21 protein-coding genes are annotated in these 21,091 nt (G+C 57.6%); 16 read left to right on the top strand and 5 right to left on the bottom strand.

Going from position 1 to position 21,091, the window contains the following annotated elements; all coding sequences use genetic code 11:
* Nucleotides 1-8: 8 nt before the first annotated feature.
* Nucleotides 9-1,301, bottom strand: coding sequence for a bifunctional phosphopantothenoylcysteine decarboxylase/phosphopantothenate--cysteine ligase CoaBC (gene coaBC / locus E4T21_RS02850; protein ID WP_149283329.1), 1,293 nt, complete (start codon nt 1,299-1,301; stop codon nt 9-11).
* Between the two features lie 172 nt (nt 1,302-1,473).
* Between coaBC and radC the strand changes: the two genes are divergently transcribed.
* From radC to E4T21_RS02910, 12 genes are all read left to right on the top strand, one after another.
* A complete protein-coding gene (gene radC / locus E4T21_RS02855) occupies nt 1,474-2,148 on the top strand; it encodes a RadC family protein (RefSeq protein WP_149283332.1) in 675 nt (224 codons plus the stop codon).
* Nucleotides 2,149-2,556: 408 nt separating this feature from the next.
* Nucleotides 2,557-2,793, top strand: a complete 237-nt coding sequence (rpmB, locus tag E4T21_RS02860) for a 50S ribosomal protein L28 (RefSeq protein WP_149283334.1) — start codon at nt 2,557-2,559, stop codon at nt 2,791-2,793.
* 31 nt (nt 2,794-2,824) lie between these two features.
* Entirely contained in the window at nt 2,825-2,980 is a 156-nt protein-coding gene (gene rpmG, locus E4T21_RS02865; RefSeq protein ID WP_021819788.1) for a 50S ribosomal protein L33, read from the top strand.
* Between the two features lie 86 nt (nt 2,981-3,066).
* Nucleotides 3,067-3,918: a bifunctional DNA-formamidopyrimidine glycosylase/DNA-(apurinic or apyrimidinic site) lyase gene (gene mutM, locus E4T21_RS02870; RefSeq protein WP_149283336.1), complete on the top strand. Its 852-nt coding sequence runs from the start codon at nt 3,067-3,069 to the stop codon at nt 3,916-3,918.
* 39 nt (nt 3,919-3,957) lie between these two features.
* A complete protein-coding gene (locus E4T21_RS02875; protein WP_149283338.1) occupies nt 3,958-5,148 on the top strand; it encodes a class I SAM-dependent rRNA methyltransferase in 1,191 nt (396 codons plus the stop codon).
* A gap of 44 nt (nt 5,149-5,192) precedes the next feature.
* Nucleotides 5,193-5,516 (top strand): putative signal transducing protein, encoded by a 324-nt coding sequence (locus tag E4T21_RS02880; RefSeq protein WP_149283340.1) that lies wholly within the window; start codon nt 5,193-5,195, stop codon nt 5,514-5,516.
* A gap of 26 nt (nt 5,517-5,542) precedes the next feature.
* Nucleotides 5,543-5,989, top strand: a complete 447-nt coding sequence (locus E4T21_RS02885; protein WP_149283342.1) for an acyl-CoA thioesterase — start codon at nt 5,543-5,545, stop codon at nt 5,987-5,989.
* Nucleotides 5,990-6,525: 536 nt separating this feature from the next.
* Entirely contained in the window at nt 6,526-8,085 is a 1,560-nt protein-coding gene (locus tag E4T21_RS02890) for a sensor histidine kinase (protein WP_149283344.1), read from the top strand.
* A complete protein-coding gene (locus E4T21_RS02895; protein WP_149283346.1) occupies nt 8,082-8,753 on the top strand; it encodes a response regulator transcription factor in 672 nt (223 codons plus the stop codon). Before E4T21_RS02890 ends, E4T21_RS02895 begins: the two co-directional genes overlap by 4 nt.
* Before the next feature lie 295 nt (nt 8,754-9,048).
* Complete coding sequence (gene ald / locus E4T21_RS02900) at nt 9,049-10,164, top strand: alanine dehydrogenase (RefSeq protein ID WP_149283348.1); 1,116 nt, start codon at nt 9,049-9,051, stop codon at nt 10,162-10,164.
* 92 nt (nt 10,165-10,256) lie between these two features.
* Nucleotides 10,257-11,324 carry a tryptophan--tRNA ligase gene (trpS, locus tag E4T21_RS02905; RefSeq protein WP_149283350.1) on the top strand — a complete coding sequence of 356 codons (1,068 nt, stop codon included), beginning with the start codon at nt 10,257-10,259 and terminating at the stop codon, nt 11,322-11,324.
* 146 nt (nt 11,325-11,470) lie between these two features.
* Complete coding sequence (locus E4T21_RS02910; RefSeq protein WP_149283352.1) at nt 11,471-13,150, top strand: NAD-dependent malic enzyme; 1,680 nt, start codon at nt 11,471-11,473, stop codon at nt 13,148-13,150.
* Between the two features lie 240 nt (nt 13,151-13,390).
* On the opposite strand, the gene acnA is transcribed toward E4T21_RS02910, so the two are convergent.
* Nucleotides 13,391-16,135, bottom strand: a complete 2,745-nt coding sequence (gene acnA, locus E4T21_RS02915; protein ID WP_149283354.1) for an aconitate hydratase AcnA — start codon at nt 16,133-16,135, stop codon at nt 13,391-13,393.
* Between the two features lie 163 nt (nt 16,136-16,298).
* On the opposite strand from acnA, the gene E4T21_RS02920 reads away from it, so the two are divergent.
* The 3 genes from E4T21_RS02920 (at nt 16,299) to trxB (ending at nt 18,365) form a co-directional block, all read left to right on the top strand.
* Nucleotides 16,299-16,508 carry a zinc ribbon domain-containing protein gene (locus E4T21_RS02920; protein WP_149283356.1) on the top strand — a complete coding sequence of 70 codons (210 nt, stop codon included), beginning with the start codon at nt 16,299-16,301 and terminating at the stop codon, nt 16,506-16,508.
* Nucleotides 16,509-16,682: 174 nt separating this feature from the next.
* Nucleotides 16,683-17,285, top strand: a complete 603-nt coding sequence (locus E4T21_RS02925) for a peroxiredoxin (RefSeq protein WP_149283358.1) — start codon at nt 16,683-16,685, stop codon at nt 17,283-17,285.
* A gap of 123 nt (nt 17,286-17,408) precedes the next feature.
* Entirely contained in the window at nt 17,409-18,365 is a 957-nt protein-coding gene (gene trxB, locus E4T21_RS02930; RefSeq protein ID WP_149283361.1) for a thioredoxin-disulfide reductase, read from the top strand.
* A 185-nt stretch (nt 18,366-18,550) separates the two neighbouring features.
* Here the strand turns inward: trxB and E4T21_RS02935 are convergent, their stop codons facing one another.
* Nucleotides 18,551-18,823, bottom strand: coding sequence for a SlyX family protein (locus E4T21_RS02935; RefSeq protein ID WP_149283363.1), 273 nt, complete (start codon nt 18,821-18,823; stop codon nt 18,551-18,553).
* 113 nt (nt 18,824-18,936) lie between these two features.
* Between E4T21_RS02935 and E4T21_RS21530 the strand changes: the two genes are divergently transcribed.
* Nucleotides 18,937-19,401: a cold-shock protein gene (locus E4T21_RS21530; protein WP_149283365.1), complete on the top strand. Its 465-nt coding sequence runs from the start codon at nt 18,937-18,939 to the stop codon at nt 19,399-19,401.
* A 58-nt stretch (nt 19,402-19,459) separates the two neighbouring features.
* Here the strand turns inward: E4T21_RS21530 and E4T21_RS02945 are convergent, their stop codons facing one another.
* Nucleotides 19,460-19,849 carry a hypothetical protein gene (locus tag E4T21_RS02945; protein WP_149287004.1) on the bottom strand — a complete coding sequence of 130 codons (390 nt, stop codon included), beginning with the start codon at nt 19,847-19,849 and terminating at the stop codon, nt 19,460-19,462.
* Nucleotides 19,842-21,053 carry a succinyl-diaminopimelate desuccinylase gene (gene dapE / locus E4T21_RS02950; protein ID WP_149283367.1) on the bottom strand — a complete coding sequence of 404 codons (1,212 nt, stop codon included), beginning with the start codon at nt 21,051-21,053 and terminating at the stop codon, nt 19,842-19,844. The genes E4T21_RS02945 and dapE overlap by 8 nt, the downstream gene beginning before the upstream one ends.
* Nucleotides 21,054-21,091 lie beyond the last annotated feature (38 nt).

The raw sequence follows: 21,091 nt of genomic DNA on the forward strand, positions 1-21,091 counted from the left end.
AAAGCGGATCAGGAAGACAGCTCCAGGCACTTGAGGGCCTGGGAAATCACTTTGCTGGCGAGTTGGATCTTGTCCTGAGCTGGTTCGTCCTGGGTAAGAATGTCCTCGCCCTGACGCCAGATCAGCGTGGCGGCATTACGGTCGCCGCCAAAGCCCAGGCCTTGTTGCATCTGTTCGGCAGACACGTCGTTGGCCACGATCATGTCCAGCCCCTTGCGCTTGAGCTTATCCTGGGCATATGCCACGACATTTCGGGTTTCGGCGGCAAAGCCTACCATGACCGGGCTGTCGGGACGGGCCGCCAGGGTGGCGATGATATCGGGATTCTTGATCAGGCGCAGCGTCAGTTCTGGTTGATGATCCTGTTTCTTGATCTTGTGCTCGGCTGGAGATTCAGCGCGATAATCGGCGACCGCAGCACAGCCGATAAAGATGTCGCAGGTATCCATCAAGCTTTCGGCGGTATCCAGCATCTGTACTGCGCTTTCCACATCCAGGCGGGTGACACCTGCTGGAGTCGGCAAATTGACAGGGCCTGCAATCAGGGTGACTCGCGCACCGCTGGCCACTGCCGCTTCGGCCAGGGCGAAGCCCATCTTGCCTGAGCTGTGATTGGACAGGTAGCGCACCGGGTCCAGTGGCTCCCGGGTCGGGCCTGCGGTAATCACGATATGAATGCCCTGACCTTGGGTGGAGCCGAGGGGAGGGCTGGTTTCCTCCGGCGTCTCCACTTGCGTATGGCCCAGCAGGAAGGCTGCAATCGCCTCCGGTTCCATCATGCGTCCTGGCCCAATGTCGCCACAGGCCTGATCACCCTGATCGGGACCCAGCAACGTCCAGCCATCCTGATGCAACTGGCAAGCGTTACGCTGGGTGGCTGGGTTGCGCCACATTGCCTGGTTCATGGCGGGGGCCAGGATCTTGTCGGCATCGCTGGCAAGGCACAGTGTGGTGAGCAGATCATCGGCCATGCCCTGGGACAGGCGAGCCATGAGGTCGGCCGTTGCCGGTGCGATCACGATGCGCTCGGCCCAGCGGGCCAGCTCGATGTGGCCCATGCCCAGCTCGGCAGCGGGGTCCAGCAGGGAGGTGCGTACTGCGCGTCCTGTCAGGGCCTGCAATGTCAGTGGCGTAATAAACGCCTGTGCCCCTTCCGTCATGACCACCTGAACTTCACATCCCGCCTGGACCAGCAAACGGGCCAACAAAGCGCTCTTGTAAGCGGCAATGCCCGCGCTGATGCCGAGAAGAATGCGCTGTCCCGGGCGCGACGGGAAGGTGGAGGGTGAGGATGATGACATGGTTGATTCCGCACAATGATTCAGGCTCTACCTTACCACCGTACACAAGATCATGCGTAGCCGCGCACGCGAGCTGATAGACGCCTTGCTGGCGGTTAAATTAGCTCACGCAAGACAGGGAGATGTTGATACAGGCAGGAAACACGCGCAGAAAAGAACAAAGGAGACATGGATGTCGATACGTCACTGGCCAGAGGGGGAGCGCCCTCGGGAAAAGCTGATGAGCCTTGGTGCTGGCGCACTGTCGGATGCGGAGTTGCTGGCGATTCTGTTGAGGGTTGGTGTTCGCGGGCGCTCGGCAGTGGATCTGGCCCGTGATGTGCTGGTGGCCTTTGGTGGATTGCGCTCCTTGCTGGAAGCAGGAAGGGATGAGGTCTGTGCCCAACGTGGGCTGGGAATGGCCACTTATGTACAGCTTCAGGCATCCATGGAGGTGTGCCGTCGCCATCTGGAAAGCCAGTTGCGTAAAGGGGATGCCCTGACATCTCCTGCCAAGGTGCGCACCTACCTGGCTGCTCAGTTGCGCCATCTTGATCATGAAGCCTTCGCGGCCATCTTTCTGGATAGCCAGCACCGTGTGATTCGTTTCGAAATTCTATTTCATGGCACCCTGGATAGCGCCTCTGTCTACCCTAGGGAGGTGGTCAAGCGTGCTCTGGCGATAGGAGCGGGTGCCTTGATTCTGGCTCATAACCATCCTTCCGGTGTGGCGGAGCCGAGTAACGCCGACCGCCGGATTACCGAGCGTCTGAGCGAAGCGCTGGGGCTTTTCGATATTCGCGTGCTGGACCATTTTGTGGTGGGAGATGCTGAAGTGGTGTCTTTTGCTGAAAGAGGTTGGCTATAATGCGCGCTTTCCCCCATCGGGGATGATAAGTGGAAGCATCGCCCTCCTGCCTGGATGGGCGAGTCACAGTATCGTGAATGTCATATTCACGGTCGGTTTGTGCTGCGTTGCCAAGCAGTATGTTTCCAGAAACTGGCAATCTGCGGGAATGGCGGTGTTTGTTTGCCGCTTTCCTTGCTAGGGGTGCGTATATCTGCTATAAAGTGCACCCTTTGAATTCCCTTGGGTCAAAAGCACGGGGCTTATTCGTGGGCTAGAGGATTGGCAGGCCAGACGTTTATGGAGCGATTCGTAGACCGAGGCTGGCACCATGAGCAGTGCATGCAGCGTCATGATGCTCAGCATTCCTCGCCCTTCCCGGTTTGCCCGACAGGTTTTGAACAACTCGCCACGCGGTTGGAGGCTCTCATGTCCAAAGTATGTCAGGTTACCGGCAAGCGCCCGGTGACTGGTAACAATGTTTCACACTCCCAGCGCAAGACTCGTCGTCGTTTCTTGCCGAACCTGCACACCCACCGTTTCTGGGTGGAGTCCGAAAAGCGTTTCGTGACTCTGCGCGTTTCCTCCAAGGGCATGCGCATCATCGACAAGAAGGGCATCGAAGAGGTGCTCAGCGATATCCGTAAGCGCGGTGAGCGCGTTTAAGTTTCGCTAATACCAAGACGGGAGAACTCCGATGCGTGACAAGATTCGTATGGTGTCCAGCGCCGGTACCGGCCATTTCTACACCACCGACAAGAACAAGCGTAACACTCCGGACAAGCTTGAAATGAAGAAGTTTGACCCGGTTGTTCGCAAGCACGTGATGTACAAGGAAGCCAAGATCAAGTAATTCTTGATCCAACGCTTCTGGTGCTACCCTGGAACCCGGCCTTTGCGTCGGGTTCTTGCGTGAAGGCCTAAAGGAAAGTCGCTGCCATGCCTGAACTGCCTGAAGTCGAAACCACGCGCCGCGGTATCGCTCCGCACGTGGAGGGGCGAGAGGTTCGTGAGGTGATCGTGCGCGAGTCGCGCTTGCGCGTGCCGGTGCCTGATGATCTGTCGGAACGTCTGGTAGGGAGTCGTATTGGCACTATCGCTCGGCGTGCCAAGTACCTGAAGCTGCCAATAGTTTCCGAGGCAGTGATCGATGGGTGTGGCGCGACCGAAAAAGGCACCCTGTTGTGGCATCTGGGCATGTCTGGCAGCCTGCGAATCGTGCCTCTTGGTGAGTTGCCCGGAAAGCATGATCATGTCGATCTGGTACTCGAAGACGGGATGATCCTGCGTTACCGAGACCCACGTCGTTTCGGCTTCGTCGACTGGCTGCGGCAGGATGAAGGCGGTGACCCGCGCTTGAACCGCCTTGGTCCTGAGCCATTGTCCGAGGCTTTTGATGGTTCTCGCCTGTTCGACCTGTCTCGTGGACGCAAGATGGCGGTCAAGCCTTTCCTGATGGACAACGCTATCGTGGTCGGGGTAGGGAATATCTATGCCAGCGAAGCACTGTTCATGGCCGGTATCGATCCCCGTCGTGCTGCTGGGCGTATTTCGCAGGAGCGCTATGACGCCCTGGCTGCTGCGGCCAAGGAAGTGCTGGCTGCCGCCATTGCCCAGGGAGGAACGACGCTGCGGGATTTCGTCAGCGGTAAAGGCGAGCCTGGTTACTTTGTCCAGAAACTTCGGGTGTACGGCCGTGACGGCCAACCTTGTCAGCAGTGTGGCGCTGAACTCAAGCGCGTCACCCTTGGGCAGCGGGCCAGTGTGTTCTGCCCCCATTGTCAGCATTGATTTGCTTCACCACATTCCCTGTACGAGAGAACTCCTATCGTGACCCGTTCACTGCGCTTGAAAAAGAATGCCGATCGCCGCCTCAAGGCAGGCCATCTATGGCTGTACTCCAACGAGGTCGATATTGCCGAAACGCCGCTCAAGGGTTTTCAGACTGGTGAGCAGGCAATTGTCGAGGCTGCCAACGGCAAGCCAATGGGGCTGGCCTACGTCAATCCCAACTCGTTGATCTGTGCGCGCATCGTATCGCGTGATCCGAGCATGCGCCTGGATCGCTCCTTGCTGGTTCATCGTCTCAATCAGGCCCTGTCGCTGCGCCAGCGCATGTTTTCCGAGCCATATTACCGCCTGGTACATGGTGAAGGTGACCTGCTTCCTGGTCTGGTGATCGATCGTTTTGGCGATGTGCTGGTCGTGCAGCTCAATACAGCCGGCATGGAGGCGGTGAAGGATGAGCTGCTGGATGCCCTGGACAAGGTCATCAAGCCATCCTGCGTGGTGCTGCGTAATGATACCAGCGGTCGTCGTCAGGAAGGCCTCGACCAGGATGTGGTAGTAGTCAAGGGCGAGCTGCCTGATCAGGTGCTGCTCAGGGAGAACGGAGTCAACTTTGCTGCGGCGGTAATCGATGGCCAGAAGACGGGCTGGTTCTATGATCACCGCGTCAACCGTGCCTGGCTCAATCAGCAGGTAGCCGGCAAGCGTGTGCTGGACCTCTTCAGTTATGTTGGAGGTTGGGGTATTCAGGCTGCAGCTCATGGCGCCAGTGAAGTCCTGTGCGTGGATGCCAGTGCGACGGCTCTGGATCGCGTTGCCGAGAATGCTGCGCTCAATGGTCTGCATGAGCAGGTGGCTGTGGGGCAGGGCGATGCTTTCGATGTGCTTACCGCGCTCAAGGCAGAGGGTGAGCAGTTCGATGTAGTGATTCTTGACCCCCCTGCGTTCATCAAGAAGCGCAAGGATATCCCCAATGGCGAACGCGCCTATGCCAAGTTGAACCGTGCCGCCATGCGTCTGCTGGGGCGCGATGGCCTGCTGTTGTCCGCATCCTGCTCCATGCACCTGGCGAGTGAACGACTCACGGAAGTCGTGCGTGGGGCCATTCGTCACCAGGATCGACAGGGCCAGATTCTGTTCCAGGGTCATCAGGGGCCGGACCACCCGGTGCACCCGGCGATTCCCGAGACGTCCTATCTCAAGGCCCTGGGCGTTCGTGTCTTTCGTGACTGATGCCAGCATCACAGTGCAATAGCGTTGCCCAGCCGGGAGGTAACATGGCGAGTGTCGAGTGGGTTCGTGTCTTTTCCCATAGCAATGCCCTTCTGGTTGGTCATGTGCATAATCTGCTCTGTGCTGCCGGCATTCCCTGTGAGCTGCGCAACATGACCTTGGGCGGTGGCGCGGGCGAACTGCCGCTGCTCGAGTGTGAACCAGAAGTATGGGTGGCGGCGCATAATCGCTATCGGGCGGAAACGCTGGTGCGCGATGCGTTGGAAAAGGAAAGTTCCAACCCGGATTGGCGCTGCTCGCGATGCGGAGAGCATCTGGAGGGCGCCTTCGATACCTGCTGGAAGTGCGGCCGCCTAAGGGAAGAGTAAGGGAAGAGAAAAGCAAGGGAGGAGTGATGAGCAGCCAACTCGAATGGGATCTGCCTGACCCTTTCATCACAGAGATCGAGGTCGGCGAAGAGGCCATCGATCACTACGGCCATGCGAACAATGCTCAGTACCTGCGCTGGGTGGAACAGGCCAGCTGGGCCCACTCCAATGAGCTGGGGCTGACCCTGGAGCATTATCGAGAGCTTGATCGGGCCATGGCTGTGCATCGCCATGAGCTGGATTATCTGGCTCCGTGCTTTATTGGAGAGAAGCTGGCCATGGCAACCTGGATTGTGGAATGTGATGGCCGCTTGACCCTGACACGTCGCTTTCAGCTGCAGCGTCAGGCTGATGGAGTGACGTTGCTGCGTGCGCGTACCCGTTATGCCTGCATTGCACTATCCAGCGGTCGACCACGGCGCTTGCCAGCATCTTTCATTCGCGGCTATGGTAGCGCCATCGTTTCCAACTGAAGCGTTATGAGGCATTGAACGCTGCCGACACTGCCACCTATTAGCCGCCGCCGGAAGGTGGTGTCCTGGATACGGTCTCATCACTATTTGTTCATCTTATGTTCATGTTTATCTAACGTTCTTGTCAGGACTTGATCCTGCGTCATCCGTAGCATCCGCGTGTGCTGACTCGTACAGAGGATCTCGCGATGACTTGCATGAACACCTTCCAGCCTGAGTATATTCCCGGTAATGCCCGATGGGTTTTCATAACCCGCCGTGTTCGGTGTCCGAATGGTAGTTGTTTACAGCGTCTGGTGCTTGCTCGCTCCTGCTTGCCATCAGAGGAGGATGGTGCGCGGCGTTGATATGGCTCTGGTGGCTGGTATGTGCAGGACGTCATGATGACCTGGATGGTCGTATCGCAGAGCATAGGCGCAACCTGGCGGTATCGACTCTGGAAGTAGCGATGTTCTTGTGCTTCAGGCGACGGATGATGTTTGGTTGGACAAGCCGCCATTGTCGTCACAATAAAAGATCTCACTCATGGATGAGTAATGAAGATTGTTGGTGTGGTAGCAAGTTATACCCTGATCCTGTTGACCATGGCGTTTGGTGGGGCTTTGCTGGCGTACTGGAATGTCGAGCGCACCACCTGGCTGACGGAGCGCATGAATCTGGCTCATCGTTCCTACAGCACGCACCTGCGCTTGTCGGCACATAGCTATCAGCTGTTCAAGCAGTTTGGAGACGCCATCGTCATCGGTGATCAGGATGGTGGGGTTGGTGAGCGAGAAATGATCAGTCGAGTGTTCGATGATATCAACGAAATACGCGCGATCATTGCTGCTGAAATTCGTCTGGCTGGAGAACAGGAACGGGAAGAACTGATGGTGATGGATGAAATCGCCAACAAGATCAACGTATTGATATTTGAGTTTGAAGACCTGATTCGGACCGGTCGCAGCCTCGATCCTGTGACACGCTGGTTGCGTTTCTCCGACTTGCTGGACGAGAAGATTGATCAGGAGTTTCGTTCGCTCATGGAAGATGCGATCACAGAAGAAGGTGAGGAGGCGGATGCTGCGCGCCGTGAGCTGGAGAAAGGCGCACAGCGGATTCGTCTCATTGCGATGGTGTTCGCTCTGGTTGCCAGTGTTCTGACGCTCGCGGTGACATTTTATTATCGAGCCCGGGTTGCCGTGCCGCTAAAGCGCTTGATGCAAGGTGTGGAGCATATGCGCGCCGGTGAATTCAATCGCCCAATCGTAGTGACAGGACGCGATGAGGTGGGCCACATCAGCCACCTGATCAACCAGTTGGCGGCGGATGTCGGCAAGCATCGCCAGGCCCTAGAGCGGCAGAATGCCATGCTGGAAAGTGCTGTGGCAGAACGTACAGAGGAGCTTGAAAGGCTGCTGGAGGAAGCACACCGGGCGGAAGTCAACCGGCGACGGCTGCTGGCGGAGGTCAGCCATGAACTCAAGACCCCGTTGACCATCATCCATGGCGAAAGTGATGTAGCGTTGCGAGGGCATGATACTTCTGAAGCGGATTATCGCGAGGCGCTTTGTCGTACGCGTGAAGCGGCGGCCCATACCTCGGCGTTGATCGACGACCTGTTGTTCATTGCCCGCCAGGAAGGTGGAGAACTGAATATACAGCATGAGAGAGTGGATCTGGTTGCCTTCCTCAAGGATGCGCTGAGTTTATCGCCACGACCGGTTTCTCTGGACACGGCATTGTCGCAGGCCATTATCCATGGTGATCGGCTACGTCTGAGGCAGTCGGTTCTAGCACTCTTGCATAACGCTTTCATGCATGGAGGAAAGCATGTGGCGGCCAGTCTCCAGGCTCGGCAGGACGGATACCGTATTTCCGTCGAGGATGACGGTTCCGGGTTGGCTGATTCCGACAAGGAGCTGGTATTCGAGCGTTTCTTTCGCGGTGCCAATGCTGCATATCAACATACGGAAGGAAGTGGCCTGGGGTTGCCTATCGTGCGGGCCATCGCAAGAGCCCACGGTGGTGAAGCGGGTCTGCATGATCGCCATGGAGGAGGTTTAGTGGTCTATATTGATCTGCCCCGGAGTGTTTCAGACGAGGCAAATGCGTGAATATTCTCGTGATCGAGGATGAGGACCGAGTTGCTGACTTCATCTGTCGGGGGTTGCGTGGTGAAGGGTGGTGCGCGACACATTGCGCGGATGGTGAGTCAGGCTTGGCAATGTTGCGTGACAATGTCTTTGATGTGGTGCTCCTGGACATCGTGCTATCGGGTATCTCGGGGCATGAAGTGTGCTCACGACTGCGAGCAACGGGGAATCATGTCCCTGTGTTGATGCTGACGGCACTGGACGCCACTGACGAAAAGGTCGCGGGATTGCGACGTGGGGCGGATGATTATCTATCCAAGCCTTTCAGCTTTGATGAATTGATTGCCCGTATCGAAGCGTTGCATCGGCGTGCTGCGGCCTTTGCTCCCTCCGAGCCCGGCGCTGATGATGATGTGCAGTTCGATCGTGATGCCCTGTGCCTGATAGTGGCTGGTGAAGTCGTGGAGCTATCCACGCGTGAGCGGGATCTCATGGCATTGCTGCTGGCCAATGGGGGACGAGTCCTGAGTCGTGAGCGCATTCTCAGTTCGGTCTGGGGGCTCAATGAAGACCCCATGACCAATACCGTCGATGTCTATATTGCTCGCCTGCGCAAGAAGCTTGGCCGCTATTCCTGCCGCATTACCACGGTACGCGGGACCGGGTATCGCTATGATGACACTCGTTAGACACTGCGTTGCCCTGATATTGGCCTTTCCCCTTCGATCAGCCGTCCTTGATGGCTAGTACTTTGGGCGTAAGCACCACAGTTCTTGCTGACAATCCCCTTGTCTGTCGAGTGATTTTCGGCTGAGAAAATGCCGAATGACTGTTTTTTCCGTTTTTGTCATGGCTGATCCACAGGAAAAAACTCTTGTGCTGTAATGAAGTTGACGGTTTTTCAACTTCAACCATGAGGCGGCCTGGGCGATGGGCAAGATGCCTAGCCATGACAGGCAGGGCCCAGACCAGGGGACTGTAGACATGCGTATTGCCGTACCCAAGGAAATCAAGAATCACGAATATCGCGTTGCCTTGACACCCAGTGGTGCCCGAGAGCTGTGTGCTCGTGGTCATCAGGTAGTGGTTCAGGAGAGTGCCGGGGAAGGCGCGGGCTTCGCTGATGACGCTTATATTGCCGCTGGTGCGAAGATTGAAGCCGATGTGGCGGCATTATGGGAGAGCGCCGAGCTGATCCTCAAGGTCAAGGAACCGCAGCCAGAGGAAGTTGAGCGTCTGCACTCTGGCCAGACGCTGTTCACCTATCTGCACCTGGCCGCCGCGGAAGAGCTGACGCGTGGCCTGCTGGCCAGTGGGGCAACCTGTATTGCTTATGAAACTATTACCGCGCCACAGGGTGGTCTGCCGCTACTGGCACCGATGAGTACGGTGGCTGGCCGTATGGCAGTACAGGCCGGGGCACACAGTCTGGAAAAGGCTCAAGGTGGTGCGGGTATCCTGCTGCCTGGTGTTCCGGGGGTGCCGCCAGCCAGGGTCACGGTGATCGGTGGTGGTGTCGTTGGAGAGAATGCGGCACGCATGGCCCTGGGGCTGGGAGCCGATGTCAGTGTGCTGGACAGGTCTATCCCTCGCCTGGAAGTGTTGGATGATCGCTATCAAGGCCGTATGAAGACGGTATTCTCGACCGCGGATAGCGTCGAGGACGCTGTGCGCGAATCCGACCTGATCATCGGCGCGGTGCTGGTGCCGGGAGCGGCTGCGCCTAAGCTGATCAGCCGCAGCATGCTGGCGGACATGAAGCCTGGATCGGTGCTGGTCGATGTGGCCATTGACCAGGGCGGCTGTTTCGAGACCAGCCACCCCACCACGCATGCCGATCCCACTTATGTGGTGGATGGTGTCGTACATTATTGTGTTGCCAACATGCCGGGCGCTGTGGCGCGAACTTCGACCCAGGCGCTGACCAACGCCACGCAGCCTTTTGTCGTGGCCTTGGCGAACAAGGGCTGGCGCCGTGCCTTGAGTGACGACGCTCACTTTGCCGCAGGCCTCAATGTGCATGGCGGTCAGTTGACGTATGCTGCAGTGGCAGAAGCCTTTGGCATGGAGCATGTTGCACCAGCAACGCTGCTGGAATGACCTGTGTCGCTAATTTGAGAGTGTTTCCTTAGCCATGGGCGGGGCAGCGCGTTACCATAGCGGGCATTCGTGAGTCAGCAGAGTTCGACCTAATGTCCGCAACGTCAGCGTTCTCCGCCCAGGCTTCGACCGGGCAACCCCAGTCTCAGAAAGTGACACGTGTGCTTACTGGCATCACCACGACGGGTACGCCGCATCTCGGCAACTACGTTGGTGCCATCAAGCCGGCCATCGAGGCTAGCCTCGACCCTAATGTCGAGTCCTTCTATTTCCTCGCCGACCTGCATGCCCTGATCAAGTGTCAGGATCCCAAGCGTGTGCAGGAGTCGCGTCTGGAGATTGCTGCCACCTGGCTGGCCCTGGGGCTGGATACCGATAACGCTACGTTTTATCGCCAGTCGGATATTCCGGAAATCCCCGAACTGACCTGGATGTTGTCCTGTGTCTGTGCCAAAGGGTTGATGAACCGTGCTCATGCCTACAAGGCAGCGGTTGCCGAGAACGAAGAAGCCGACAACCAGGATCCGGACAAAGGCGTGACCATGGGCCTGTTTGGCTATCCGGTGCTGATGGCGGCGGACATCCTCATGTTCAATGCCAACAAGGTGCCGGTGGGCCGTGACCAGATCCAGCACATCGAGATGGCTCGGGACATGGCCGGGCGCTTCAACCATCTGTACAAGGGAAGCTTCTTCAGCCTGCCGGAAGCCGTGGTAGACGAAAAGGTCCAGGTACTCAATGGCCTCGATGGGCGCAAGATGTCCAAGAGCTACAACAACACCATTCCGTTGTTCGTGGCTGAGAAGAAGCTGCTCAAGCTGGTACGCAAGATCAAGACCAACTCCCTGGAACCTGGTGAACCCAAGGATCCGGATACCTGTACGCTGTTCCAGATATATTCTGCTTTCGCCAGTGCCGAGGACACCCAGGCCATGCGCGAGGAATATGCAGCAGGCATCGGCTGGGGAGATGCCAAGAACCGTGTCTTCGAATATCTCAACGAGCACCTTCGCGAACCCCGTGAGCGCTACCTGGCGCTACTCGAGGATCCGGCCCATATCGAGGCCGTGCTGCAGAAAGGCGCCGAGAAGGCTCGGGCACAAGCGGCGCCATTGATGGACAGGCTGCGCACCGCCGCAGGTCTTGGGCGCTTCATCTGATTCCCTCTCAGGACCACTTGCGCCGTTGTCACACGGCAGCGTGATAGAGTTCCTGATGACGGGTGCTGTGAGCGCCGACAACATGGATTTGGGCCTGTACGACATTAGCCTGTTGTCGTGCGCCTAGACATAGAATGAGATAAGCAATGAGTACACAACCCAAGCGTCCTCTGTATATCCCTTACGCCGGCCCATCCCTGCTGGAGATGCCTTTGTTGAACAAGGGCAGTGCCTTCACCCAGAAGGAGCGCCTGCAGTTCAACCTGATTGGCCTGCTGCCACAGAATGTCGAGACCATCGATGAGCAGGTAGAGCGCGCTTATCACCAGTACCAGCAATGCCAGACGGACCTGGATCGTCATATCTATCTGCGTGCGATTCAGGACGATAACGAGACGTTGTTCTTCCGCCTTGTTTCGGGCCATCTCGAAGAGATGCTGCCGATCATCTATACCCCTACGGTTGGCAAGGCCTGTGAAGAGTTCTCCAATATCTATCGCAATCACCGTGGCTTGTTCATTTCCTATCCTGATCGCGAGCACATGGATGACATCCTGCGCAGCGCGACCAAGGATAACGTCAAGGTCATCGTGGTGACGGATGGTGAACGTATCCTGGGGCTGGGCGACCAGGGAATCGGAGGCATGGGAATTCCGATCGGCAAGCTGTCGCTGTACACCGCCTGTGGCGGCATCAGCCCGGCCAATACGCTGCCGATCATGCTGGATGTCGGCACCAACAACCCGACTCTGCTCGATGATCCGCGCTATATGGGCTGGCGCCATTCGCGTATCAGTCAGGAAGAGTACGATGCTTTCATCGAGACCTTCATTCAGGCCGTGAAGCGTCGCTGGCCCAAGGCCTTGCTGCAGTTTGAAGACTTTGCCCAGGCCAATGCCATGCCGTTGCTGGAGCGTTATCGTGATGAGCTGTGCTGCTTCAACGATGACGTTCAAGGCACTGCCTCTGTGTGCGTGGGCACCTTGATGGCTGCCTGTCAGGCACGTGGTGAAGGCATGGCCGATCAGCGCGTGGTCTTTGTCGGAGCGGGTTCTGCCGGCTGTGGTATTGCCGAGATGGTCGTTCAATCCATGATGGCAGAAGGGTTGAGCGAGTCGCAGGCGCGTGAGCGAGTGTTCATGGTCGACCGTGAAGGCCTGGTGACGGATGATCAGAGCTGGTTGCGTGATTTCCAGGTTCGTCTGGCCCATCCCACCAGCCGTGTAGAAGGTTGGGATGGACAGAATCTGCTTGAGGTGGTCAAGCAGGTCAGGCCGACTGTTCTGCTGGGTGTGTGTGGTCAGCCGGGCATCTTCACTGAAGATGTGGTCAAGGCGATGCATGCAGGTTGCGACAAGCCACTGATCATGCCGCTGTCCAACCCCACGTCGCGTGCTGAAGCGCAGCCGGAGGATATTCTCAAGTGGACCAACGGTGAGGCTCTGGTAGCGACGGGTAGCCCCTTTGCTCCGGTGGAGATCAATGGCCGTACGATTCCCATCGCGCAGTGCAACAATGCCTATATCTTCCCGGGGATTGGGCTGGGTGTCGTGGCTGCTGGTGCCCGCCGAGTCACGGATTCCATGCTGATGGCGGCGTCCCGCGCGTTGGCTCGTGAGGCTCCGGTCGTCAAGCATGGTGAAGGCGCCATGCTGCCGCCGTTGTCATCCATTCGTGAAATCTCCAAGTCCATTGCTTTCGATGTGGCGGCACAAGCCCAGGGTGAAGGGGTGGCACTCAAGACGAATGGTACCAAGCTGCGCCGTGCCATCGAGCAGGTGTGCTGGGAACCGGACTACCGTGACTATCGTCGTCGGGCGTTCTAGGCGAGTCGCATAGCGACTCGAGCTCTAAGCTGTGGAGCTATAAGCTATAAGCGAAGAAGCCTTTACACGGTTCTGAGAAGCATTTTGCATCATTGGCTTACGGCTTACGGCTTACGGCTTACGGCTTACGGCTTACGGCATACGGCATACGGCTTACGGCTTACGGCTTACGGCATACGGCTTACGGCTTACGGCTTACGGCTTACCATCGCCCCGCAAGATGCGGGGCGATGGTCATTCTCAGGCCGCTCCAATCATCTTGCGTAGCACGTAATGCAGAATGCCTCCGTGACGGTAATATTCCAGTTCGTTGGCAGTATCGATACGGCATAGGGCCTTAAAGCTCTTCTCTCCCTTGTCACTTTTGATGGTCACTGCGACTTCGCCGCCAGGAGTGAGGTCTGCCAGGCCGCTGACGGAGATGGTTTCGTCGCCGCTCAGGCCAAGGGTCTGACGGGTTTCCCCTTCCGGAAACTGCAGCGGAACCACGCCCATGCCGATCAGGTTGGAACGGTGAATGCGTTCATAGGATTCTGCCAGTACTGCGCGAACGCCTAGCAGCAAAGTGCCCTTGGCGGCCCAGTCACGCGATGAACCGGTGCCGTATTCCTTGCCAGCCACCACCACCAGTGGCGTGCCTTCTTCCTGATAGCGCATGGCGGCATCATAGATGGCCATTTGCTCGCCACTTGGTACATGGCGTGTCTCTCCGCCTACTACGCCATCGAGCATCTCGTTCTGGATCCGTACGTTGGCGAAGGTGCCGCGCATCATTACCTCATGATTGCCACGACGGGAGCCGTAGGAGTTGAAATCCACCACTTCGACACCGTGTTCCTGCAGGTAGCGACCGGCAGGGCTGTCCGGCTTGATCGAGCCAGCAGGGGAAATATGGTCTGTGGTCACCGAATCCCCCAGCATGGCGAGGATATGTGCATCAGCAATATCCATGATAGGTGCAGGTTCTCTGCCCATGCCATCGAAGAACGGAGGGTGCTGGATATAGGTGGAGTCAGGCGTCCAGGTGTAGACCTCGCTGTCAGGGACTTCGATGGACTGCCATACCTCATCTCCGTCGAAGACTTCAGCATATTCCTTGTGGAACATGGCGGTATTGACCTTCTCCACTGCTTCGGCGATGTCTTTCTGCGATGGCCAGATGTCCTTGAGATACACCGGGTTGCCATCGCTGCCTTCACCAAGTGGCTCCTTGGTCAGGTCACAGCGCATATTGCCAGCCAAGGCAAAGGCAACCACCAGGGGAGGGGAGGCCAGCCAGTTGGTCTTGACCAGGGGGTGTACGCGGCCCTCGAAGTTGCGGTTGCCGGATAGCACTGAGGCAACGGTAAGGTCGCCTTTCTTCACTGCCTCCTCGATAGGTGTGGGCAGTGGGCCGGAGTTGCCGATGCAGGTGGTACAGCCGTAGCCCACCAGGTTGAAGCCCAGGGCATCGAGGTCATCCTGCAGCTCGGCCGCTGCAAGGTAGTCGGTGACGACCTTGGAGCCAGGGGCCAGTGAAGTCTTGACCCAGGGCTTGGTCTTGAGCCCCTTCTGGAGAGCATTTCTGGCCAGCAGTCCTGCAGCCATCATGACACTGGGGTTCGAGGTGTTGGTACAGGAGGTGATGGCAGCAATGACCACTGCTCCAGGGTCAAGGCTGAAATTGCTTCCGTTGTGGCTGACATCCTGGCTGTCCGAGTGGCGGTAGCTGCGTGCCACCCCTACCGCAGTCTGGCCTCCCTCGGCCTCGAGATTAGCTCTGCGCTCGTTGTCCTCTGACGAATCATCGCTCTCCATCAGTTCTTCAAAGGTGGTTCTGATATTTTTGAGTGCGACGCGATCCTGAGGACGCTTGGGGCCGGCAAGGCTGGCTTCGACATCTCCCATATCCAGTTTCAGCACATCGGTGAAGATCGGTTCATGGCCCGGCTCACGCCACAGTCCCTGCTCCTTGCAGTAAGCCTCGACCAGTGAAATCTGCTCTTCATCGCGCCCGGACAGGCGCATATAGGTCAGCGTTTCATCATCGACCGGGAAGAAGCCGCAGGTAGCGCCATATTCCGGCGCCATGTTGGCGATGGTGGCGCGGTCGGCCAGAGGCAGGTCCTTGAGACCGTCACCATAGAATTCGACGAATTTTCCGACCACGCCTTTCTTGCGCAGCATCTCCGTTACCGTCAAAACCAGGTCGGTAGCCGTGATGCCTTCCCGTAGCTTTCCGCTCAGCTTGAAGCCAATGACTTCAGGAATCAGCATTGATACCGGCTGACCCAGCATGGCAGCTTCCGCTTCGATACCACCGACCCCCCAGCCAAGCACACCAAGTCCGTTGATCATGGTGGTGTGGGAGTCCGTACCGACCAGGGTGTCCGGATAGGCCCAGGTCTTGCCTTCTTCCTGCTTGGTCCACACGGCCTTGCCCAGGTATTCGAGGTTGACCTGGTGGCAGATGCCGGTGCCCGGAGGCACAACTCGGAAGTTGTCGAAAGCGCGCTGGCCCCAGCGCAGAAACTCATAACGCTCGCGATTGCGCGTCATCTCCAGGGTAACGTTGTCCTTGAAGGCGCTGGGGTCGCCAAAGTGGTCGACCATCACGGAGTGGTCGATGACCAGGTCCACCGGCGACAGCGGGTTGATGCGTGACGGGGCTTCCCCAAGAGCCTCCACGGCAGCGCGCATGGAGGCCAGGTCGACGACCCCGGGAACACCGGTAAAGTCCTGCATCAGCACGCGGGCAGGGCGATAGCCGATCTCCCGGCTGGAGCGGCCTTGCTGTTGCCAGTCAACCAGGGCTTGAAGGTCATCCTGGGAAACACTGGGATCGCCGGCGAAGCGTAGCTGGTTTTCGAGCAATACCTTGAGCGTCATCGGCAGGCGCTTAATGTCGCCTAATATCTCAGCAGCCCGCGACAGGCTGTAGATAGCGTACTGCCGGCCGGCCACATCCAGTGTTTGCAGGAAATCGTGCTGTTGATCAGTACTCATGATGTTGTCCCTCGGTCACGGTATTGGTTGAAGAACAGGTGAATAACAGCGTACGTGAATTTTATTTGTTGGCGAACCATTACCAGCATACACCCGTCTTATCCTTGAAAGCTCGGAGCGTCGTCCCCATCATCATTCTTCCACTTGAGAGCGCGAGGGCGTCGTGGACGAACATCGCTTACCCACTTGGCCCATTGCCTGCCCTTATTGCGATTCACGTTTCGACCTGCTGGTCGATGTTTCGCAAGGTAGTCATGAAACCTGGGAAGACTGTCCCCGTTGCTGTGCGCCGATTCACCTCAAGATCGAGATAGTGTCGGTGTCGGAGGAAATCGGCTCAGTGATAGTGGGCTCTGACAATGATGTCATCTGAGGCTAGGGCCGACAGGTGACATCGTCATTGCGGCGTCACGGCGCGGACGACACAATAGGCGCTGGCTATATGTCTCATGACTCTAGCTGATTGGCGGGTCATGGTGGCTATAACCTAGAGTGGACACCCCAAATTTTTCACTGTCCTTTAAATTGCTTGAATATGGAGTAGTGCATGAGCGTACTGGTAGGACGTCAAGCCCCTGACTTCGAAGCCGCTGCTGTCCTTGGCAACGGTGAGATCGTAGAGAACTTCAAACTGTCCGACAGCAACGGCAAGCTGCGCGTACTGTTCTTCTGGCCGCTGGACTTCACCTTCGTTTGCCCGTCCGAAATCATTGCTCACGACAATCGTCTGCAGCAGTTCAAGGAGCTGGGTGCTGAGGTCATCGGTGTGTCCATCGATTCTCAGTTCACCCACTACGCCTGGCGCAAGACCAGCCCGGACGCTGGTGGTATCGGTGAAGTCGGTTTCCCGATCGTGGCTGACGTCAAGCACGAGATCACCAACGCCTACGGCATCGAGCATCCGGAAGCTGGCGTTGCCATGCGTGCTTCCTTCCTGATCGATGAGGACGGTGTCGTGCAGCATCAGGTGGTCAACAACCTGCCGCTGGGTCGTAATGTCGATGAGATGCTGCGTATGGTCAAGGCGCTGCAACACCACCAGAAGCATGGTGAAGTCTGCCCGGCTGGCTGGGATGAAGGCCAGGAAGGCATGCAGGCTGATGCCGTGGGTGTGGCCAAGTATCTGAGCACACACTCCAACGAGCTGTAAGCAGTAAAGACCGCGGGGTGGCACCCCAGCCATCCCGCGGAACGGATTGGGTCATGTCCATGCTCGACGCGTGGCTATCACCGAATCCGTTTGGGGGCTCTCCCCTGGCATAGCGAGGTTAATATGAGCGAAGTACGCCATGAGCGTCTGATCATTCTGGGCTCCGGTCCAGCCGGCTATACCGCTGCCGTATATGCGGCGCGTGCAAACCTCAAGCCGTTACTGATTACTGGCATTCAGGCTGGCGGCCAGTTGACTACCACCACTGATGTGGATAACTGGCCGGGTGATGATGCGGGTGTACAAGGCCCGGAACTGATGGAGCGCATGAAGCGTCATGCAGAGCGTTTCGATACCGAAGTGCTGTTTGACCATATCCATGAAGTCGAGCTGCGTGAACGCCCCTTCATACTCAAAGGTGACAATGGCAGTTACAGCTGCGACGCGCTGATCATTGCGACCGGCGCCAGTGCCCGCTATCTGGGCTTACCCTCCGAGCAGCAGTTCATGGGGCAAGGGGTTTCCGCCTGTGCGACCTGCGACGGCTTCTTCTATCGCAACCAGGAGGTGGTCGTGGTGGGAGGCGGGAATACGGCGGTGGAAGAGGCATTATATCTGTCCAACATTGCCTCCAAGGTCACCCTGGTGCACCGTCGTGACAGTCTGCGTTCCGAGAAGATCCTGCAGGACAAGCTGTTCGACAAGGCCGAGAACGGTAACATCGACATCGTCTGGAACCACACCCTTGATGAAGTGTTGGGCGACAACAGCGGCGTGACCGGTGTGCGTCTCAAGTCCGTGGATGACGGATCCACTCGCGAGATTGCGGCTCCGGGGTTGTTCATCGCCATTGGCCATAGCCCCAATACCGGTATCTTCGAAGGCCAGCTGAACATGAATGGCGGTTATATCAAGGTGCAGTCAGGTCTGGAGGGCAATGCCACCGCGACCAGCGTACCGGGCGTATTTGCTGCCGGTGATGTCATGGACCATGTGTATCGCCAGGCCATTACTTCCGCAGGCAGCGGCTGCATGGCAGCCCTGGATGCCGAGCGCTATCTGGATGGGCTGAGTGGCTAGTCTTGAACCCTGGCCTTCGAACGTCGACAGGAAGACTGCTCATCACTGGGGCCTGTCGACGTCTAGATTGCTGTATCAATATCTGCGAGCTGCACCGTCCGGGCTATGTTCGGAATGGTGTGGCTCGCAGGTGTTTTTCAGACCTCGCGTTTTTTCTGACAAGGCCGGGTAAGAGTCCTGGCTTTTCAGTAGTGTGGCGGTAGTTCATCCTCCGGCCCGGGTGCTTGTCCCAGGCTGTCCGCAGAGCGTAGCTCGCGCATGCGCTCCTGCATCAGTCGTGATAGGCGCTCCAGCTCCATCAGGCGGCGCTCCTGCTGCGCTATAGCGGCATCCAGAGTATCCAGCCAGTGTTCCTGATAGGCCAAGCGACTTTCGATGGCTTCCAGTCGTTGTGCCGTTTCGGCGGACGACTCGGTTGTCTCCGTGATAGACTCTCGCTGCGGTGTGTCATTGTTCATCGTGTCACCCGCCAAGATCCGCACGGCGCCCCAAGCAAAGGAGGCAGGGGAGTGGTGAAGGGTCTCATGGTCATTCCACCTATTTTCACTATAAAAGAGAGTATTCAAGGTCCATGAAGAGAAGGGTTATTTTCCGTTGCAGTCTTGTCAGCTTGTTGCTGGCGACACCGTCTCCATTATTGATTGCCCTGATGATCAGCCTGCTTACCGGGATTACTGTAGAGGAACTGGTAAACCTGGCGGAAGATGAAAAAGTGCTCACTGGTTATCTTGGTGCAGTTGTGGCGGTTTTCGCCTTGCTTATGGTCGCTACCCTCGCCACCAATGCTTTCACACCGCAGTTGGCCAGCCAGGCTGAGACACTGGATGATGATCGCGAAATCGGTGAAGTGAAGTGGTTCAACGTCAACAAGGGATATGGCTTTATTACCCGAGCTGGCGGTGAGGATGTGTTCGTGCACTTCCGAGCCATTCGCGGCCATGGTCATCGTACACTAGCTGAGGGCCAGAAGGTCCGTTACTACGTTGTAGAGAACGAGCGTGGCCTGCAGGCCGACGATGTCACTGTGATTACCTGATCAGTTTGATTTACGCCACGCTATGACAGCGCCCCGCAATCGCGGGGCGCTGTTTTTTTCAGGTTCCTGAGTCTGGCCAGTTGATGGGGCCTTCACTACCATCCGGCAATACCTGAAGGAAGCGGTCTGGATCATCACCTGGCTGCCAACCACCCAGAGAGCAGCGCACCTCGCACTCCAGGGCAAGAGCTGCGGCTCTTGCACAGTCGCTATCGCTGGACCAGGGCGTGGCTGGGCTATCGAACCATAGGCTGGCAAACCCGTCGGCCGCCCTGGTGACCAGCATGACAGGGATATCGTTGCCATTCCGTTCACCCGTTGTCAGCCACTTGGACTTGCCTCGGGCTGTCAGAGGCAGCGCCTGGATCGCGTCATTCAGCCAGGCATTGATGCGCTCGATATCGGCGTGTGCTAGATAGATCTCGATATCCGGGTAGTTCTCATCCATCACCATGCGTGATCCCCCAATGGCCATCAGTGGCGAACAGTCGCACCAGGATGGCTTCGTAGATCCGGCTGAGATCATCCAGATCCGAGGCCTGTACCCGTTCATCGACTTGGTGGATGGTAGCATTGAGTGGCCCCAGTTCGACTACCTGGGTGCCAAGTGTTGCGATGAAACGGCCATCCGAGGTGCCTCCACTGGTGGACAGCACGGGTCGGATACCGGTGATGTGCTCGACGCCGTCTATAGCCGCCTCGACCAGGGCGCCTTCCCGTGTCAGGAAGGGCTGGCCGTTGAGCGTCCAGTCAATATCGAAGTCCAGGTCGTGTTCACGCAAAATCGATTCGGTGCGTTGACGCAGCGCCTCGTTCGTTGTCTCCGTAGAGAAACGGAAGTTGAAGATGGCTTCGACCTCTCCGGGAATCACATTGGTGGCTCCGGTTCCTCCGCGGATATTGGAGATCTGGAAGCTGGTGGCAGGGAAGCTGTCGTTTCCAGAATCCCAGTGCTCATTGGCCAGGGCATCCAGGGCGGGAGCAATCTGGTGGATGGGGTTGCGTGCCAGATGCGGGTAGGCCACATGGCCCTGAATACCACGTACACGCAGCACTCCACCCAGCGAACCGCGCCGTCCATTCTTGATCACATCGCCAAGACGTTCTGTGGAGGATGGCTCTCCGACGATACAGTAATCGAGTCGTTCGTTACGTTCGCGTAGATGCTCGACGACAGCCTTTGTGCCGTCTACGGCAGGGCCTTCTTCATCAGAGGTGATCAGAAAGGCGATGCGGCCGTCGTGCTCGGAATGTTCGGTAATGAAACGTTCCACTGCCGTTATCATCGCAGCCAGGCTACCTTTCATGTCTGCTGCACCGCGCCCACGCAGCATGCCATTGGCATCGATGACAGGCTCGAAAGGTGGGGTTTTCCACTGGCTTTCCGGGCCGGTGGGGACAACATCAGTGTGGCCGGCAAAAGCTAGCACTGGGCCATGGTGGCCATGTACTGCCCAGAAATTTTCCACATCGCCGAAAGGCAAGCGCTCGACATGGAAGCCAAGGCGCTTCAGGCGCTCGATCATCAGAGCCTGACAGCCAAGATCGTCTGGGGTCACGGAAGGGCGTCGGATCAGCTCCAAGGCAAGTTCCAGGGTGGGCGACAGGTTCTCGGCGTTATCAATGTTGTCGGTCGTGGACGTCGTGGGCATAGGTATCTCGAAGCGAATGGTCTCCACGGATGCGGCGG

This window comes from Halomonas binhaiensis, assembly GCF_008329985.2.
In the GTDB taxonomy this organism is placed as follows: Bacteria; Pseudomonadota; Gammaproteobacteria; order Pseudomonadales; family Halomonadaceae; genus Halomonas; species Halomonas binhaiensis.

What these genes read in the sequence shown, in the direction of transcription:
- coaBC (WP_149283329.1), bottom strand. Translation starts at nt 1,301, where the DNA reads ATGTCATCATCCTCACCCTCCACCTTCCCGTCGCGCCCGGGACAGCGC.
- radC (WP_149283332.1), top strand. Translation starts at nt 1,474, where the DNA reads ATGTCGATACGTCACTGGCCAGAGGGGGAGCGCCCTCGGGAAAAGCTG.
- rpmB (WP_149283334.1), top strand. Translation starts at nt 2,557, where the DNA reads ATGTCCAAAGTATGTCAGGTTACCGGCAAGCGCCCGGTGACTGGTAAC.
- rpmG (WP_021819788.1), top strand. Translation starts at nt 2,825, where the DNA reads ATGCGTGACAAGATTCGTATGGTGTCCAGCGCCGGTACCGGCCATTTC.
- mutM (WP_149283336.1), top strand. Translation starts at nt 3,067, where the DNA reads ATGCCTGAACTGCCTGAAGTCGAAACCACGCGCCGCGGTATCGCTCCG.
- E4T21_RS02880 (WP_149283340.1), top strand. Translation starts at nt 5,193, where the DNA reads ATGGCGAGTGTCGAGTGGGTTCGTGTCTTTTCCCATAGCAATGCCCTT.
- E4T21_RS02885 (WP_149283342.1), top strand. Translation starts at nt 5,543, where the DNA reads ATGAGCAGCCAACTCGAATGGGATCTGCCTGACCCTTTCATCACAGAG.
- E4T21_RS02890 (WP_149283344.1), top strand. Translation starts at nt 6,526, where the DNA reads ATGAAGATTGTTGGTGTGGTAGCAAGTTATACCCTGATCCTGTTGACC.
- ald (WP_149283348.1), top strand. Translation starts at nt 9,049, where the DNA reads ATGCGTATTGCCGTACCCAAGGAAATCAAGAATCACGAATATCGCGTT.
- trpS (WP_149283350.1), top strand. Translation starts at nt 10,257, where the DNA reads ATGTCCGCAACGTCAGCGTTCTCCGCCCAGGCTTCGACCGGGCAACCC.
- E4T21_RS02910 (WP_149283352.1), top strand. Translation starts at nt 11,471, where the DNA reads ATGAGTACACAACCCAAGCGTCCTCTGTATATCCCTTACGCCGGCCCA.
- acnA (WP_149283354.1), bottom strand. Translation starts at nt 16,135, where the DNA reads ATGAGTACTGATCAACAGCACGATTTCCTGCAAACACTGGATGTGGCC.
- E4T21_RS02925 (WP_149283358.1), top strand. Translation starts at nt 16,683, where the DNA reads ATGAGCGTACTGGTAGGACGTCAAGCCCCTGACTTCGAAGCCGCTGCT.
- trxB (WP_149283361.1), top strand. Translation starts at nt 17,409, where the DNA reads ATGAGCGAAGTACGCCATGAGCGTCTGATCATTCTGGGCTCCGGTCCA.
- E4T21_RS02935 (WP_149283363.1), bottom strand. Translation starts at nt 18,823, where the DNA reads ATGAACAATGACACACCGCAGCGAGAGTCTATCACGGAGACAACCGAG.
- E4T21_RS21530 (WP_149283365.1), top strand. Translation starts at nt 18,937, where the DNA reads ATGAAGAGAAGGGTTATTTTCCGTTGCAGTCTTGTCAGCTTGTTGCTG.
- E4T21_RS02945 (WP_149287004.1), bottom strand. Translation starts at nt 19,849, where the DNA reads ATGGATGAGAACTACCCGGATATCGAGATCTATCTAGCACACGCCGAT.
- dapE (WP_149283367.1), bottom strand. Translation starts at nt 21,053, where the DNA reads ATGCCCACGACGTCCACGACCGACAACATTGATAACGCCGAGAACCTG.